Origin of the sequence: Sellimonas caecigallum (genome assembly GCF_019754295.1) — a bacterium.
Taxonomy (GTDB): domain Bacteria; phylum Bacillota; class Clostridia; order Lachnospirales; family Lachnospiraceae; genus Sellimonas; species Sellimonas caecigallum.
This window is the reverse complement of record NZ_VIRV01000006.1, coordinates 25,671-40,652: the sequence shown is the minus strand read 5'-3', so window position 1 is coordinate 40,652 and position 14,982 is coordinate 25,671. Positions and strand designations below refer to the sequence as shown.

The following is a 14,982-nucleotide window of genomic DNA, read 5'->3' as shown; positions in this document are numbered from 1 at the left end:
AAGAACATGCAATATATTACAGGATTGGAACAGTACAAAGAAAAAGCCGGATCCGCCGTCACACTCGGGAAGTTTGACGGGCTTCACCGCGGACACAGAAAACTTGTGGAACGGGTTATGGAACATGTGGAAGAGGAGACGGATCTAAAAAGTGTTGTTTGTTTTTTCGATATGACGGAATTTAAAGCGAGAATGCATCTGGATGGGAAAAAGCTGATGACGAATGCGGAAAGGGCGTTTCGCCTGGAAAACAGAGTGGACTATCTGGTAGAATGTCCCTTCCTTTCCGTCAAGGAGATGGAGGCAGAGCAATTTATTGAGCAGATTTTATGCGGGGTCTTCCATGCAAAATATATCGTGGTTGGAGAGAATTTCCGTTTTGGACATGAGCGGCGCGGCGATACGGAGATGCTGAAGAAGTATGCAAAAAGGTACGGCTATACGATCGAAGTGATGGAAAATGAGATGTACGGTTCCCGCGTTGTGAGCAGTACATATGTGAGGGAAGTGATGAAGACAGGGGACATGTATCTTGTCAACCGTCTTTTGAGTTACCCGTATACGATTGCCGGCACTGTTGTAAAAGGGGATCAGCAAGGCAGGGAGATGGGCAGCCCGACGATGGATATCATCCCGTGTGAAGAAAAGATCCTGCCGCCAAAAGGCACATATATCTGTAAGATCCGAAGCGGCGGCGACTGGTATCAGGGCGTGTGCAATATCGGGACCAAACCGACGGTTGCTCAGAATGAGGAGCGCACGCTTTCCGCCCATCTTTTCTGCTATGAAGAGAAAGAAGAAGTATATGGGCGGGAGATCATCGTTCAGCTTTACCAATATCTGCGCCCGGAGAGAAAATTTGCGGATGTCCATGCATTGAAAAACCAGATACAGGACGATATCCGGGAGGGAAAACGATATTTTTTCCAGGTTGCCAACAGGGGAAGAAACCGGTAAGAAAAGAATTGACAATAGCAGGGTACTTTGCTATAATGGCTAAGTGTGAGTAAGCCGATATCCAGTGGATGGAAGACTCCGACCACCGCCTGATATCCGGCGTTTGAAATAAAAGAAGGAGGATACAAACATGATTTGTAAAGACAAGAAAGCAGCGATCATCGCTGAATACGGAAGATGCGAAGGAGATACAGGATCTCCGGAAGTACAGGTAGCACTGTTGACAGCAAGAATCAATGAATTAACAGAACATTTCAAAGCTAATCCAAAGGATCATCACTCCAGAAGAGGTCTTTTGAAAATGGTAGGTCAGAGACGTGGTCTTCTTGCATATTTAAAGAAAAAAGATATCGAAAGATACCGTTCTTTGATTGAAAGATTAGGACTTAGAAAATAGTCACTGTGAGAAAGAGGACGGAAAAAACTCCGTCCTCATTTTTTTCTGCGGTTCATGGGTAACCGGGAAAAAACGGTATAAAAAGGGGAAGAAACACCGAGACCACTGAAAAGCAAATCAGGAAGGCGCTGACTGGTTTTTCAGTAGTTTCGGGATTCTCCGTATATGCCGGACAGAACAAAAAGAAAGGAAAAGGAGAATCAGAATGTACAAGACATTTGAAATGGAACTCGCCGGACGTACTCTCAGAGTCGATATCGGACGAGTGGCAAAACAGGCAAATGGTGCAGCGTTTATGCACTATGGCGAGACGACCGTATTATCCACAGCTACGGCTTCTGAAAAGCCGAGAGAAGGGATTGATTTCTTCCCGCTCAACGTGGAATACAATGAAAAACTTTACGCAGTAGGAAAGATTCCTGGCGGGTTCAATAAGAGAGAAGGAAAAGCGTCTGAAAATGCGATCCTGACAGACCGCGTGATCGACAGACCGATGCGTCCGCTTTTCCCGAAAGATTACAGAAATGATGTGACACTGGAAAACCTCGTGCTCTCTGTAGACCAGGACTGCAGCCCGGAACTTACGGCAATGCTTGGTTCCGCCATCGCTGTGGCGATCTCAGATATCCCGTTTGATGGTCCGACTGCATCCACTCAGGTAGGGCTTGTGGACGGAGAACTCGTGTTCAACCCGACTGCAGCACAGAAAGCAGCTTCTGATATGCAGCTCACTGTCGCTTCCACAAGAGAAAAAGTTATCATGATCGAAGCGGGAGCAAACGAAGTTCCGGAAGATAAGATGCTGGAAGCGATCTTTGCCGCTCACGAAGTGAACCAGAAGATCATAGCTTTTATCGATACTATCGTGGCAGAATGCGGAAAACCGAAGCATGAATACGAAAGCTTTGCAGTGCCGGAAGAACTGTTCCAGGCCATCAAAGAGATCGTTCCTCCGGAAGAGATGGAAGAAGCTGTATTTACAGATGATAAACAGACAAGAGAAGAAAATATCCGCAAGATCCAGGACAGACTGGAAGAAGTATTTGCAGAAAACGAAGAGTGGCTGCCGCGTATCGGGGAAGCACTCTATCAGTATCAGAAAAAGACTGTGCGCAAAATGATCCTGAAAGATCACAAACGTCCAGATGGAAGAGCTATCGATCAGATCCGCCCGCTGGCAGCAGAAGTAGATCTGATTCCTAGAGTGCATGGTTCTGCTATGTTCACAAGAGGACAGACTCAGATTTGCAACATTACCACACTGGCTCCGCTTTCTGAGGCACAGAAGGTGGACGGGCTGGATGAAGCAGAAACGTCCAAACGTTATATGCATCACTACAATTTCCCGTCCTACTCTGTAGGAGAGACAAAACCGTCCAGAGGACCAGGACGCCGTGAGATCGGACATGGAGCGCTTGCAGAGCGTGCGCTTGTGCCGGTACTGCCGACAGAGGAAGAATTCCCGTATGCGATCCGTACGGTTTCCGAGACATTTGAGTCCAACGGATCTACTTCTCAGGCCAGCGTCTGCGCATCCAGTATGTCACTTATGGCGGCTGGTGTTCCGATCAAGAGTGCTGTTGCCGGAATTTCCTGCGGTCTTGTGACAGGAGATACAGATGATGACTATATCGTGCTCACAGACATCCAGGGACTGGAAGACTTCTTTGGGGATATGGACTTCAAGGTAGCAGGAACACACAAAGGTATCACTGCGATCCAGATGGATATCAAGATTCACGGACTGACAAAACCGATCATCGAGGAAGCCATCGCCCGCACACGTAAGGCGAGACTTTACATCATCGATGAAGTTATGAACAAAGCCATCTCCGAGCCGAGACCGGAAGTGGGCAAATATGCGCCGAAGATCATTCAGATGAACATTGATCCGCAGAAGATCGGCGATGTGGTAGGCCAGAGAGGAAAGACGATCAACGCTATCATCGAGAAGACAGGCGTGAAGATCGATATTACCGATGATGGAAGCGTATCCATCTGCGGAACAGATAAAGAGATGATGGATGAAGCAAAACGCCTCATCACGATCATCGTCACGGACTTCGAAGCAGGACAGGTACTGGAAGGAACAGTCGTGAGCATTAAAGATTTTGGCGCGTTCCTCGAGTTTGCACCTGGAAAAGAAGGAATGGTTCACATTTCAAAAATCTGCAAACGCCGCATCGAACACGTTGAAGAGGTTCTGACGCTGGGAGACAGAGTAAAGGCAGTGTGCCTTGGGAAAGACAAGATGGGAAGAATCAGTTTCAGCATCAAAGACGTGGCAGAAGAGAATAAATAATCATAAAGATACGGCGCGGAATATCTCCGCGCCGTTTTTTGAACCGTTTTGCCTGTAAATCGGGAGTACCATGATTCTTTATATAAAGTAAAATGAAAAAAGGAGAGGAGAAAAGAGAGATGGGAGAACAGATCAGAAGATCCTGTGTTGATTGTGCAGTGACCGAATGTGAGAGAAAAACGGCGAAATATCCGTCGTTTTGCATGACATCTTCCCTGGATGAGGAAGTCTTAAAAGAGGCCATGGCATGCTATGAAGAGCCGGAGAATAAAAAGGCGGCCATCGCGGCGGCACAGGTGGAATACGAAGGGTACCTGAAGAAGACCCGTGTGGAAGAGATCGTGGAATTTGCACGGAAAATGAAGGTAAAAAAGATAGGGATCGCTACCTGTGTGGGACTGATTCGGGAGAGCAGGACACTGGCAAAAATTTTGAGAAGCCATGGATTTGAAGTGGTAGGCGTGGCCTGCAAAACCGGAGCCGTGGATAAAGTCTCTGTCGGCATACCGAAAGAATGTGAAGCCATCGGCTGCCACATGTGCAATCCGATCCTTCAGGCCAAAGTACTGAATCACGAAAAGACGGATCTGAACGTTGTCGTGGGACTCTGTGTGGGACACGACAGTTTGTTTTACAAATACTCTGAAGCGCTTACGACAACGGCAGTCACAAAAGACCGCGTGACTGGACATAACCCGGCGGCAGTTCTCTACACGGCGGAGTCTTATTACAAAAGACTCTGGCAGGATACAGAACAGAAAGAAACAGAATAAGACAGCAGCTGCCAGGGAACATGGTTTTGCCAGCCCTGGCAGCCGCTGTCTTTATGCATATCTGCTACAATATCCGGTAGTATGGGCAGATGTCTTCGTAATGCCCGTCTTTCATTCGAAATCCTCCAGGAATGACGCCAAGAGGTACGAAGCCGACGCGCTCGTACAGATGACGGGCATGGATATTGGATGAAACGACGGCATTAAACTGCATGACCCGAAAGCCGCGCCGCTTCCCCTGTTCCAGAGAGTGGAGGACCAGCTTCTCCCCGATATGGAGTCCGCGGAACCTGGAATCGACAGCATAACTTGCATTGCACAAATGTCCGCACCTGCCTATGTTATTAGGATGCAGAATGTACATACCGCAGATTTCTCCCGTATCCACATCCTCCGCTACGCCGCAGTCGGTCTGTTCAAGGAAGAAGGCCGGTCCGGTCTCCTCTGTCAGAAAGTCCTCCTGTGGAAAGGCAACGCCGTCTTCCACCACTTCATTCCAGATCCGGATCATTTCCAGTATGTCTTTTTCATGATACGTACGTACTTTAATTGTCATAATATGTTCCTTTCTCGCTATAAGAGTCTGAAATTTTGCATTTTCTGTATTCATTATAATCCAGCACCGCAGAATCCGGCAAGTAGTATCATTCGGTTTTCAACATGAAAAGGACAGGAATATTTCCTCATGGTTCACATACAATGATGTAAAAGGTGGTGGACAAACATGACAAAAAAAGAAGAGATCTACGGCATCCTGCCATGCGGTATCCGGGATGCTCTTGAAAAAGAAAATCTTGATTTCGGCGCTGTGACGGAAATCTGTATCCGTGCAGGAAAACCGATCTATGTGAACGCAGGAGGGCGGGAGATTCGGACAGGCTATCTGCCCGGGAAGGAGGAGCTAAAAGATATATTGAATTATATGAGTCGTTATTCTCCCTATGCTTTTGAAGAAGAAATGCGAAAAGGCTTTCTGACCATCGAAGGAGGACACAGAGTAGGAATTGCGGGTAAGGCGATCACAGAGAAAGACAAAGTAAAAAATATCCGGTACATATCCTCCGTTCACATAAGAGTTGCACATGAAGTAAAAGGCTGTGCAGACACAGTGCTTCCGCGGATCGCAAGGCAGAAGGAACTTTGCCACACACTGATCATCTCCCCGCCCGGCTGCGGAAAAACGACGCTTTTGCGGGATGTGATCAGACAGATATCAGATGGGAATCATGTGATCCGGGGATGTACAGTAGGGGTTGTGGATGAACGGTCTGAAATCGCGGGATGTTATATGGGTATCCCGCAGAACGATATCGGCCTTCGGACCGATGTGCTGGACGCCTGCCCGAAAGCAGAAGGGATGATCATGATGATCCGGTCCATGGCTCCTCGGGTAGTGGCTGCAGATGAGATCGGAACGACAGAGGATGTAAGGGCTATCGAATATGCAATGCACTGCGGATGCCGGATACTGGCCACGGCTCATGGAAGTTCTTTTGAGGAGGTAAGGTGCAAACCGGAGATCGGAAGACTTCTCCGGGACGAACGGTTTGAACGCTACGTTGTACTCAAAAAAGAAGAGACGCCAGGGCAGATAGCCGGTGTGTATGACAGGCAGGGCAAACCATGTATGTAAAAATCGTCGGGGCTTCACTGATCCTTGTATCGTCCGCAGCAATGGGGATGAATTACGGGAGAAATCTGAGAATTCATCTGGAAGAACTCAGATATTTAAGACAGATTTTTCTGATGCTTGCAGGGCAGTTAAAATACACAAAAGAACCTCTTCCGGATGTGTTCTTGGAGACTGCGGTAAGAGTAAAACAGCCGTATGCAGGATTTTTCCGTGAAGTATACAAGGCATTCGACCGTCAGAGGACGGTAAATTTTCCGGCGTGGTTTCAGGAGGAGGCAAAAAAGTGCCTTGAAAGCTACCGAAAAGAAAAGCGGCTCACAGAAGAAGAGTGGGACCTTTTTCTTTCCCTTGGAGAGCAGACCGGATATATGGATGTGGAGATGCAGATTGGGATGCTGCTATCCGGAGTCGAAGACTGGGACAGAAAGATCCGAAAAACAGAAGAAGAGATCGGGCCCAAACAGCGGATCGGGAATTGCCTGGGTGTACTCCTGGGCGTGTTTCTGACCGTTTTATTTTTCTGACAGAAGAAAGGGAAGGAAGTGCGTATGAGTGTCAGTTTGATTTTTAAGATTGCGGCTGTGGGTATATTGGTATCCGTCCTGAGCCAGGTGCTCAAACACAGTGGACGGGAAGAGCAGGCGTTTTTGACAAGCCTTGCAGGGCTGATCCTTGTTTTGATCTGGATTGTACCGTATATATATGATCTTTTTGAAACGATGCGGAATCTGTTTTCCCTGTGACGGCAGAAAGGAGGAGCCTATGACGATGATGCAGGCAGCGGCAGCAGCGGTATGTGCCGCACTGCTGGCGATGCAGTTTAAAGGACAAAAGGGCGAATATGGGATCTATATCAGTATTGCGGCCGGGATGGTCATCTGCTTTGGTATCCTTTCGAAACTTTCCTCCATCCTGGATACGATCCGTGAGATCGGTTCGATGATCCGGATCGAGGGTTCCTATCTGGCCATTTTGCTCAAGATGCTGGGGATCACGTACGCGGCGGAGTTTGCCTCCAATATCTGCCGGGACTGCGGAAACCAGACGCTGGCGGTTCAGATCGAGCTGTTTGGGAAACTTGCCGTGCTTGTCCTGAGCATGCCTATCCTTCTCGCGCTGCTAAAGACGGTCCAGGCATTTCTGACATAATGAGAAAAAAGAGATGGTTTCTTCTTGCAGTTATCTGCTTTTTTGTATGGGCGGGGGCAATCCACACGGAGGCGGCGCCGCAAGAAGAAACGACGACAAAGCAAGAAGAGGCGGCAAGTGAGGAGATTCTAAAAGAATTTGACTTTGACGAAGTGGACAGGATGCTTTCGGATATTTTTCCTGAGGAGTCGGTTTCTTTCGAGGATCTTGTAAAGACGCTGACAGACGGAGATTTTTCCGGGTTTGTCCATCTGATCTTTTCAGGGATCCGTACAGGTACATTTTCCGTTCTGAGGGACAACCGGGAGGCCATCGTACATATCCTCGTGATCGCGATGATCGCGGCTGTATTTGTAAATTTTTCTCATATCTTTACAAACCGACAGGTGGCAGAGACCGGATTTTTGATATTGTATCTTCTGCTCATCACGATTCTTTTGAAATCCTTTGGGATCATGATCGACTCCATCGACGGGAGCCTCAAAGTCCTGAAAGATTTCATGAAAGTGCTGTGTCCGCTCTATTTTCTGGCCACGGCATTTTCTACCGGAAGTACGACGTCAGTACTATTTTACAATCTGATGCTCATTCTCATCTATCTGGTTGAGACGGTAATTCTTCATATCATCCTGCCGATGATCCATGTGTATATGATGATCCGGATTTTGGACCATCTTTCTCCGGAACCATATCTGACAAGGTTCGGGGAGCTGCTGGATATGATCGTACGGTGGATACTCAAGACGATGCTGATCTGTGTCGCCGGAATCAATGTCATGCAGGGCCTCATCAGTCCAGCTATGGATGCGGTGCGCAGCAGCGGGATACAAAAAGGGCTTGAGGCGATACCGGGGGTGGGGGGAGCGCTTGGAGGGATGACAGACGTGATTTTGTCTTCCGTCGTACTGATCCGGAACGGGATAGGGGCGGTGGGAGCAGTCGTATGCGTCGTCATCTGTGCGGTGCCGATCCTCCAGATCGGAATGATGACGCTGATTTATAAACTGATCGCTGCAGTGGCGGAACCAGTGTCTGATAAAAGGATCGTCTCCTGCATCGCCAGTACAGGAGACGGGGCAGTGCTGCTTTTGAAGACCGTCTACACAAGCGCGGTACTGTTTCTCTTGACCATCGTCGTAGTAGCGGCATTTGGGGTATAGGAGGGGCCATGCTGACATATATATATGATTGGATAAGGAATCTTGCGTTTTATCTCATATTGATAACCGTGATTCTGCAGATGATTCCGGATTCCGTTTACAAAAAATACATCCGTTTTTTTACCGGGCTTGTGCTGATCCTGATGCTGGCAGAGCCGGTCATGCAGGGATTTCACCTCAAAAGTGAATTTGAGCAGATATTCCGCAGCGTGACATACCGGCAGGAAGCACGGGAGATCGAACAAGCAGCCGAATATTTCCGGGAAGCAGAGGAGGGATATCTTGAATGGCAAAATGACGTGGATCACGAAATTTCTGAAAAATCCGAAAATTCCAGCCAAGAATAGATGGCTTATCCTGTTCCTTTTCGGGCTTCTGATTCTTGTGATCGCGATGCCGGTGTCCGATCCCAAGAGTACGAAGACAGAATCCGGGGAAAGCAGAAGCACAGAAAGGACGACACAGGATGCTTACGCGGCCACGGTAGAGAGAAAGCTGACATCCATGCTCTCAGATATCGAGGGGGCTGGAAAAGTGAAAGTCATGATAACGTTGTCCTCTTCGTCAGAAAAAGTCGTGGAGAAAGATGTGGAGACCGACAAAGAGGAAGGGAGAACGACCATGAGAGAGGAAACTGTCTATTCGGATGATTCCGGTCAGGGACAGGTGCCCTACGTGACAAAAGAGCTGAGCCCGGATATTGAGGGCGTCGTAGTTATTGCAGAAGGGGGAGAAAAACCGGTGGTGGTACAGAATATCACGGAGGCCGTGCAGGCATTATTCGGTGTGGAGTCACATAAGATTAAGGTAGTAAAGATGAAACAGTAAAAGCAGGAGGGATGACTGTGAAAAGATTATTCAAGAAAAACCAGATCGTAGTGACTGCCCTTGCGCTGATGATCGCGGCGGCTGGGTATTTAAACTACTCGGGGAAATTGTTCCCGGACAAGGAGAAGGAGGAAACACAGCAGGCAAACGCGGAACTTCTTGATATTTCGGATGAAGACGCCTCTCAGACTTCCGGGGATATCGAAAGCCTGGATCAGGACGCAGAGACGACGGACGGGGAAGTGGAAGGCAATCCTGGGGAGGCTGTGCTGACAAGCGGGGAAGTGAAAAATACGGTGGCACAGGCAAAGGTTTCCAGAGAGCAGGTGCGTGCAAAGAACAAGGAGACACTTCAAAGCATCATTGACAGCACGAGCGTTTCCGATGCCCAGAAAGAAGATGCCATTCAGCAGATGCTGGATCTCACAAAGATCGCAGAGCAGGAGTCGGCTGCAGAGACACTCCTGGCATCCAAAGGCTTCAGCGAGACGGTAGTCACAGTCAGTGACGGAAAAGTGGATGTCGTCGTGGGAAATGTGGAAATGACAGATGCCAACAGGGCGCAGATCGAGGATATCGTGACGAGAAAAACAGGAGTTTCTCCGGAAAACATCATTATCTCTCCGATACATAAGGATGCCACCAAAGACAGCACGGGCGACAGCAAAGAAGAGAGTCAGGAAAGCACAAAAGAAGAGTAAAATCATTGCAGAAGTGCCGGAGGATATGTTAAAATAAAATACTGTGCCGGAACGCAAGCTTTGTTCACGGCGAATATGAAAAATACAGGAGAATATCATGTCAAATATTACAGATGAAATCAGAAAGCGGAGGACATTCGCGATCATTTCCCACCCGGACGCCGGGAAGACAACGTTGACAGAGAAATTTTTATTATATGGAGGAGCCATCAACCAGGCTGGTTCCGTCAAAGGAAAAGCTACGGCAAAACATGCCGTGTCAGACTGGATGGAGATCGAGAAGGAGAGAGGGATCTCCGTCACTTCGTCCGTGCTTCAGTTTAATTACGGAGGGTACTGTATCAATATCCTGGACACACCGGGCCATCAGGATTTCTCCGAGGACACATACCGTACATTGATGGCTGCCGACTCTGCAGTGATGGTCATCGACGCATCAAAAGGGGTGGAGGCGCAGACAAGAAAGCTTTTCAAAGTCTGTGTCATGCGCCGCATCCCGATATTTACTTTCATCAACAAGATGGACCGGGAGGCCATGGACACCTTTGAACTTCTGGACGATATAGAGAAGGAGCTTGGGATCGCCACCTGCCCGGTCAACTGGCCGATCGGGTCCGGGAAAGCGTTCCGCGGTGTGTATGACCGAAATGAAAAGGAAATCGAGCTTTTCTTCGACACAAAGAAGGGGACAACGACAGGGGAAGTAAAGAAGATTGCCCTTGACGATCCGCAGGCAGATTCCTATATGGACGCAGATCAGAAAGAACAGCTCTTAGGGGAGATCGAACTTCTCGATGGAGCCAGCGCTGAGTTTGACCAGGAGCTTGTAAGCAAAGGGGAGTTGTCGCCGGTATTTTTCGGTTCCGCTCTGACAAATTTCGGTGTAGAGACATTTCTTCAGCATTTCCTGAAGATGACGACTTCTCCACTTCCGAGAAAGTCTGATAAAGGCGAGATCGATCCGATGAAGGAGAAGGATTTCTCCGCATTTGTATTCAAGATTCAGGCAAATATGAACAAGGCACACCGGGACAGGATTGCTTTCATGCGCATTTGTTCCGGAGAGTTTGATGCGGGGATGGATGCGTTTCATATCCAGGGACAGAAGAAAGTCCGCCTCTCACAGCCTCAGCAGATGATGGCAAGTGAGCGCAAGATGATCGAGAAAGCGTACGGAGGAGATATCATCGGGATCTTTGATCCGGGCATCTTTTCCATTGGAGACACGATTACCACATCGCCGGAGAAGTTTGCCTATGAAGGCATTCCGACATTTGCGCCGGAACACTTTGCCAGAGTGCGCCAGGTAGACACTATGAAGCGGAAGCAGTTTATCAAAGGGATCAACCAGATTGCCCAGGAAGGAGCAATCCAGATTTTCCAGGAATTCAACACCGGGATGGAGGAGATCATCGTGGGAGTCGTGGGAGTTCTGCAGTTTGATGTCCTGAAATATAGGCTCAAAAATGAGTACAACGTGGACATCATCCTGGAAAATCTTCCGTATGAGCATATCCGATGGATTGAAAACGAAGAGATCGATATGGATCGGCTGAGCGGAACTTCGGATATGAAGAAAATCAAAGACCTCAAAGGAAGACCGCTTCTTCTGTTTGTCCACGAATGGAGTATCCGTATGACATTGGAGCGAAACGAAGGACTGAAACTTTCTGAGTTCGGGCGCTCTTAAGAAAAGATTCAAAAAGATTTCAGGAAGAGTTCTGAAAGATTCTGCCCCTTACCCTTGTAACACGTATGTTCTTTTGGTATAATAAATGCAGTATTTACCGATGCTACGGATAACCCGGGATAAGGAGGTTTGAGATATGGGAAAAGAAGAAAGAGGAGCTTACACGATTCAGGATGAAGAACTGGGACAGGTTCAGATTGCTGACGAAGTGGTGGCGATCATAGCAGGGCTTGCAGCGATGGAAGTAGACGGTGTCTCTTCTATGGCAGGCACATCCACGCGGGATCTGCTCAGCAAGCTTGGCAAGAAGAATCTGGCAAAAGGTGTGAGAGTAGACGTCCTGGACGGAGTCGTTACCGTTTCCCTTGCTTTGAATTTGCGGTTTGGCAAAAACATCATGGAAGTATCATCCAAAGTACAGGAAAAGGTAAAGACAGCTATTGAGAATATGACAGGCCTTACCGTGGCGGATGTCAATGTGAAGGTCGCAGGTGTCGATGACGCCGAATCAGAATAATCCCCGTACATTGAAAGTATAAATATACAAGAATAAGCATGATTATGCGCAAATCAGTTGCGTATCACATCGCGCGTATTGTATAATGAGGGGAGTCGGTAAGACTCCCCTTTTGTGTTATACAGCAGGAAAATCTTTTGGATTGCCTGTGTGAAATAGAAAAGAGACAGTTGAAAGAGGAGAAGATATGGGAAGATCAGAAATCAGAGAACACATTTTCAGGGTACTGTTCAGAAAAGAGTTTTTTGACACGTCAGAAATGAGCGGACAAAGGGAGCTATACATGGAGATGCTCAAGGCAGAAAGGGATGTCCGGGAAGAGGACGAGGCATATATTCTGGAAAAGAGCAGAAAAATAGAAGAGAAGATCCAGGAGATCGACGAGATGATCAACGGTCTGACAACCGGATGGAAGACAAGCCGAATGAACAAAGCAGATCTTACGATACTTCGGCTTGCCGTCTATGAGATAAAATGGGATGATGACATTCCGGTCAAAGTGGCGATCAACGAGGCCGTTGAACTTGCAAAAAAATACAGCAGTGAGGAAGGACCTGCATTTATCAATGGAGTGCTGGCAAAAATAGCAGGGTAAAAAGATGAAAAATGTATACACCGTAGGGCAGGTCAACCGCTATATCAAAAACATGTTTGACCAGGACTTTATGCTGAACCGGATTTATGTAAAAGGCGAAGTGTCAAACTGCAAATACCATCCCAAGGGACATATTTATTTTTCCCTGAAAGATGAGTCGGGAACGATCTCCTGCATATTGTTTGCTGGATCAAGAGGAGGGATCGCCTTTCGGATGCAGGACGGACAGCAGGTGGTCGTGTCCGGAACGGTTACCACATATGAAAGAGACGGAAAATACCAGCTCTATGCAAAAGAGATCATCCTGGACGGGGCAGGGCTTTTGGCACAGCGGTTCCAGGAACTCAAAGAAGAGCTTGAGGAGATGGGGATGTTCGATGCCGGGTACAAACGTCCTGTTCCGATGTATGCACAGAGGATCGGAATCGTTACCGCTCCGACAGGAGCAGCCATCCGTGATATCATCCATATCGCAAAGCGGAGAAATCCTTATGTACAGCTCATTATTTCGCCGGCTCTGGTACAGGGGGAAGGGGCGAAAGAGAGCATTGTCAAGGCCATCAAAAGGCTCGAAATGCAGGATGTGGATGTGATCATCGTGGGCAGAGGCGGAGGTTCCATGGAAGATCTGTGGGCTTTTAATGAAGAAGAGGTGGCGAGGGCCATCTTTGAATGCCCGATACCGGTAATCTCTGCGGTAGGTCATGAGACGGATACCACTATCGCCGACTATGTGGCGGATCTGAGGGCTCCGACCCCATCTGCGGCGGCAGAGCTTTCTGTCTACCCGTATCACGATATACAAAAGAAAATAGATGAGACACGGACTTCCTGCAGACATCTTATGGTTCAGAGGATCCAGATGGAGAGGCTTCGGCTGAGGCAGCGGGAAGAAGTTTTCCGAAGGCTGCATCCGGGTACGATCCTTGCATCCCAGAGACAAAGAGCAGCCAATCTGGAAGAAGCGATACGCAGAAGTATGAAAGAAGCTCTAAAACACGCCAGAGAAGAGCTTCGTGTACGTATACAAACGATCGAGGCCATGTCCCCGATGAAGAAACTCAATCAAGGATACGCATTTGCCACAGACGAAAAAGGACGATCAGTCCGGAGCATAAAGCAGATCAAAAAAGGAGACCGCATAACGCTCTATGTGACAGATGGAGTCATTCACACGACTGTGGAAGGGACAGAGGAGACGAACGATGGAATTAAATGAAATTTTTGAAAAGCTGGATGAACTCCAGAAGAGACTGCAGGCGGAGGATCTTTCTCTGGATGATGCCTTCCAGTATTATAAAGAAGCCATGGAGCTTTTAAGAGAATGTGACCGCAGAATCGATAAAGTGGAAAAGAAAGTGCTGTTATTAGAACAGAATGGAGAAACACATGAGTTTGAATGAAATAAAAGAGGAAAAGGTAAAGGAACTTCAGGAAGTGATCCGGGAATATTTGCCGGAGCAAAAGGGGCCTCAGAAAGTCATTATGGAGGCCATGGAATACAGCCTGATGGCAGGAGGCAAACGGCTTCGTCCGATGCTGATGCTGGAGACATACCGGATGTTTGGCGGGAATTCCGAGATCATCCGGCCGTTTCTTGCTGCCCAGGAGATGATCCACACGTACTCTCTCGTCCATGACGATCTTCCTGCCATGGACAACGACGAATACCGAAGGGGCAGAAAAACAACCCATATTGTCTACGGGGAAGATATGGGCATACTGGCCGGCGATGCGCTTCTGAATTATGCGTTTGAGACAGCGTCCAAGGCATTTGAGATGGAGCCTCAGAAGGCACAGCTCATTGGGCGGGCCATCCGGATCATGGCAGAGAAAGCAGGCATCCGCGGTATGCTTGGCGGACAGGTGGTGGACGTGGCATCCACCGGAAAAAAGATTGACAAAGAGACGCTGGACTTTATCTATCGGCTGAAGACCGGCGCCCTGATAGAAAGCTCCATGATGATCGGAGCTGTGCTGGCTGGAGCCTGCGAAGAAGAGATCCGGACAGTGGAAAAGATCGCAGCCAATATCGGAATGGCTTTTCAGATCCAGGACGATATTCTGGATGTGACAAGTACAACAGTGGAACTTGGGAAACCGGTTCACAGTGACGAAAAGAATGAAAAAACAACCTATGTGACACTGCTTGGTCTGGAGGGTGCATCCCGTGAAGTGGAACGGATCTCGGAGGAAGCAATCCAGCTTCTTTCCGCACTTCCGGCCGAGAATCCGTATCTGAATTGGCTTGTAAAAGAGTTGGTGCACAGAAGGAAATAG

General features: G+C 48.2%; 19 protein-coding genes. 18 read left to right on the top strand and 1 reads right to left on the bottom strand.

Features of this window, described 5'->3' with window-relative positions; all coding sequences use genetic code 11:
* Positions 1 to 6 precede the first annotated feature (6 nt).
* The 4 genes from ribF to FLB61_RS05750 all read left to right on the top strand — a co-directional run bounded on the left by ribF (position 7) and on the right by FLB61_RS05750 (position 4,429).
* Positions 7 to 957, top strand: coding sequence for a riboflavin biosynthesis protein RibF (gene ribF, locus FLB61_RS05765; protein WP_221919636.1), 951 nt, complete (start codon positions 7 to 9; stop codon positions 955 to 957).
* 130 nt (positions 958 to 1,087) lie between these two features.
* Complete coding sequence (gene rpsO / locus FLB61_RS05760; RefSeq protein WP_087199059.1) at positions 1,088 to 1,354, top strand: 30S ribosomal protein S15; 267 nt, start codon at positions 1,088 to 1,090, stop codon at positions 1,352 to 1,354.
* Between the two features lie 205 nt (positions 1,355 to 1,559).
* On the top strand, positions 1,560 to 3,656 hold the full coding sequence (locus FLB61_RS05755) for a polyribonucleotide nucleotidyltransferase (protein ID WP_087199060.1): 2,097 nt from the start codon (positions 1,560 to 1,562) through the stop codon (positions 3,654 to 3,656).
* A gap of 119 nt (positions 3,657 to 3,775) precedes the next feature.
* Complete coding sequence (locus tag FLB61_RS05750) at positions 3,776 to 4,429, top strand: DUF1847 domain-containing protein (RefSeq protein ID WP_087211408.1); 654 nt, start codon at positions 3,776 to 3,778, stop codon at positions 4,427 to 4,429.
* A gap of 64 nt (positions 4,430 to 4,493) precedes the next feature.
* On the opposite strand, the gene FLB61_RS05745 is transcribed toward FLB61_RS05750, so the two are convergent.
* On the bottom strand, positions 4,494 to 4,985 hold the full coding sequence (locus FLB61_RS05745) for a GNAT family N-acetyltransferase (RefSeq protein WP_221919635.1): 492 nt from the start codon (positions 4,983 to 4,985) through the stop codon (positions 4,494 to 4,496).
* A 168-nt stretch (positions 4,986 to 5,153) separates the two neighbouring features.
* On the opposite strand from FLB61_RS05745, the gene spoIIIAA reads away from it, so the two are divergent.
* From spoIIIAA to FLB61_RS05675, 14 genes are all read left to right on the top strand, one after another.
* Positions 5,154 to 6,062, top strand: a complete 909-nt coding sequence (gene spoIIIAA / locus FLB61_RS05740) for a stage III sporulation protein AA (protein WP_087211379.1) — start codon at positions 5,154 to 5,156, stop codon at positions 6,060 to 6,062.
* Entirely contained in the window at positions 6,053 to 6,586 is a 534-nt protein-coding gene (locus tag FLB61_RS05735) for a stage III sporulation protein AB (RefSeq protein ID WP_221919634.1), read from the top strand. Before spoIIIAA ends, FLB61_RS05735 begins: the two co-directional genes overlap by 10 nt.
* A 24-nt stretch (positions 6,587 to 6,610) precedes the next feature.
* The gene (gene spoIIIAC / locus FLB61_RS05730) at positions 6,611 to 6,805 is read left to right on the top strand and encodes a stage III sporulation protein AC (protein WP_087199067.1); all 195 of its coding nucleotides are present in this window, start codon (positions 6,611 to 6,613) and stop codon (positions 6,803 to 6,805) included.
* A 19-nt stretch (positions 6,806 to 6,824) separates the two neighbouring features.
* Positions 6,825 to 7,211, top strand: coding sequence for a SpoIIIAC/SpoIIIAD family protein (locus FLB61_RS05725; RefSeq protein WP_087199070.1), 387 nt, complete (start codon positions 6,825 to 6,827; stop codon positions 7,209 to 7,211).
* Positions 7,211 to 8,371 (top strand): stage III sporulation protein AE, encoded by a 1,161-nt coding sequence (locus FLB61_RS05720; RefSeq protein WP_221919633.1) that lies wholly within the window; start codon positions 7,211 to 7,213, stop codon positions 8,369 to 8,371. The genes FLB61_RS05725 and FLB61_RS05720 overlap by 1 nt, the downstream gene beginning before the upstream one ends.
* 8 nt (positions 8,372 to 8,379) lie before the next feature.
* Positions 8,380 to 8,718: a stage III sporulation protein AF gene (locus FLB61_RS05715; RefSeq protein ID WP_087199075.1), complete on the top strand. Its 339-nt coding sequence runs from the start codon at positions 8,380 to 8,382 to the stop codon at positions 8,716 to 8,718.
* A complete protein-coding gene (locus FLB61_RS05710; protein ID WP_246599129.1) occupies positions 8,654 to 9,199 on the top strand; it encodes a stage III sporulation protein AG in 546 nt (181 codons plus the stop codon). Before FLB61_RS05715 ends, FLB61_RS05710 begins: the two co-directional genes overlap by 65 nt.
* A gap of 17 nt (positions 9,200 to 9,216) precedes the next feature.
* Entirely contained in the window at positions 9,217 to 9,900 is a 684-nt protein-coding gene (locus tag FLB61_RS05705) for a SpoIIIAH-like family protein (protein ID WP_221919632.1), read from the top strand.
* Positions 9,901 to 9,997: 97 nt separating this feature from the next.
* Positions 9,998 to 11,590, top strand: a complete 1,593-nt coding sequence (locus FLB61_RS05700) for a peptide chain release factor 3 (RefSeq protein WP_087199083.1) — start codon at positions 9,998 to 10,000, stop codon at positions 11,588 to 11,590.
* Between the two features lie 136 nt (positions 11,591 to 11,726).
* On the top strand, positions 11,727 to 12,107 hold the full coding sequence (locus FLB61_RS05695) for an Asp23/Gls24 family envelope stress response protein (protein ID WP_087199086.1): 381 nt from the start codon (positions 11,727 to 11,729) through the stop codon (positions 12,105 to 12,107).
* A gap of 187 nt (positions 12,108 to 12,294) precedes the next feature.
* Positions 12,295 to 12,702, top strand: coding sequence for a transcription antitermination factor NusB (gene nusB / locus FLB61_RS05690; protein WP_087199088.1), 408 nt, complete (start codon positions 12,295 to 12,297; stop codon positions 12,700 to 12,702).
* 4 nt (positions 12,703 to 12,706) lie between these two features.
* On the top strand, positions 12,707 to 13,921 hold the full coding sequence (gene xseA, locus FLB61_RS05685) for an exodeoxyribonuclease VII large subunit (protein ID WP_087211366.1): 1,215 nt from the start codon (positions 12,707 to 12,709) through the stop codon (positions 13,919 to 13,921).
* Positions 13,908 to 14,105, top strand: a complete 198-nt coding sequence (xseB, locus tag FLB61_RS05680) for an exodeoxyribonuclease VII small subunit (RefSeq protein ID WP_087199092.1) — start codon at positions 13,908 to 13,910, stop codon at positions 14,103 to 14,105. The genes xseA and xseB overlap by 14 nt, the downstream gene beginning before the upstream one ends.
* Positions 14,092 to 14,982: a polyprenyl synthetase family protein gene (locus FLB61_RS05675; RefSeq protein WP_221919631.1), complete on the top strand. Its 891-nt coding sequence runs from the start codon at positions 14,092 to 14,094 to the stop codon at positions 14,980 to 14,982. The genes xseB and FLB61_RS05675 overlap by 14 nt, the downstream gene beginning before the upstream one ends.

What these genes read in the sequence shown, in the direction of transcription:
- ribF (WP_221919636.1), top strand. Translation starts at nt 7, where the DNA reads ATGCAATATATTACAGGATTGGAACAGTACAAAGAAAAAGCCGGATCC.
- rpsO (WP_087199059.1), top strand. Translation starts at nt 1,088, where the DNA reads ATGATTTGTAAAGACAAGAAAGCAGCGATCATCGCTGAATACGGAAGA.
- FLB61_RS05755 (WP_087199060.1), top strand. Translation starts at nt 1,560, where the DNA reads ATGTACAAGACATTTGAAATGGAACTCGCCGGACGTACTCTCAGAGTC.
- FLB61_RS05750 (WP_087211408.1), top strand. Translation starts at nt 3,776, where the DNA reads ATGGGAGAACAGATCAGAAGATCCTGTGTTGATTGTGCAGTGACCGAA.
- FLB61_RS05745 (WP_221919635.1), bottom strand. Translation starts at nt 4,985, where the DNA reads ATGACAATTAAAGTACGTACGTATCATGAAAAAGACATACTGGAAATG.
- spoIIIAA (WP_087211379.1), top strand. Translation starts at nt 5,154, where the DNA reads ATGACAAAAAAAGAAGAGATCTACGGCATCCTGCCATGCGGTATCCGG.
- FLB61_RS05735 (WP_221919634.1), top strand. Translation starts at nt 6,053, where the DNA reads ATGTATGTAAAAATCGTCGGGGCTTCACTGATCCTTGTATCGTCCGCA.
- spoIIIAC (WP_087199067.1), top strand. Translation starts at nt 6,611, where the DNA reads ATGAGTGTCAGTTTGATTTTTAAGATTGCGGCTGTGGGTATATTGGTA.
- FLB61_RS05725 (WP_087199070.1), top strand. Translation starts at nt 6,825, where the DNA reads ATGACGATGATGCAGGCAGCGGCAGCAGCGGTATGTGCCGCACTGCTG.
- FLB61_RS05720 (WP_221919633.1), top strand. Translation starts at nt 7,211, where the DNA reads ATGAGAAAAAAGAGATGGTTTCTTCTTGCAGTTATCTGCTTTTTTGTA.
- FLB61_RS05715 (WP_087199075.1), top strand. Translation starts at nt 8,380, where the DNA reads ATGCTGACATATATATATGATTGGATAAGGAATCTTGCGTTTTATCTC.
- FLB61_RS05700 (WP_087199083.1), top strand. Translation starts at nt 9,998, where the DNA reads ATGTCAAATATTACAGATGAAATCAGAAAGCGGAGGACATTCGCGATC.
- FLB61_RS05695 (WP_087199086.1), top strand. Translation starts at nt 11,727, where the DNA reads ATGGGAAAAGAAGAAAGAGGAGCTTACACGATTCAGGATGAAGAACTG.
- nusB (WP_087199088.1), top strand. Translation starts at nt 12,295, where the DNA reads ATGGGAAGATCAGAAATCAGAGAACACATTTTCAGGGTACTGTTCAGA.
- xseA (WP_087211366.1), top strand. Translation starts at nt 12,707, where the DNA reads ATGAAAAATGTATACACCGTAGGGCAGGTCAACCGCTATATCAAAAAC.
- xseB (WP_087199092.1), top strand. Translation starts at nt 13,908, where the DNA reads ATGGAATTAAATGAAATTTTTGAAAAGCTGGATGAACTCCAGAAGAGA.
- FLB61_RS05675 (WP_221919631.1), top strand. Translation starts at nt 14,092, where the DNA reads ATGAGTTTGAATGAAATAAAAGAGGAAAAGGTAAAGGAACTTCAGGAA.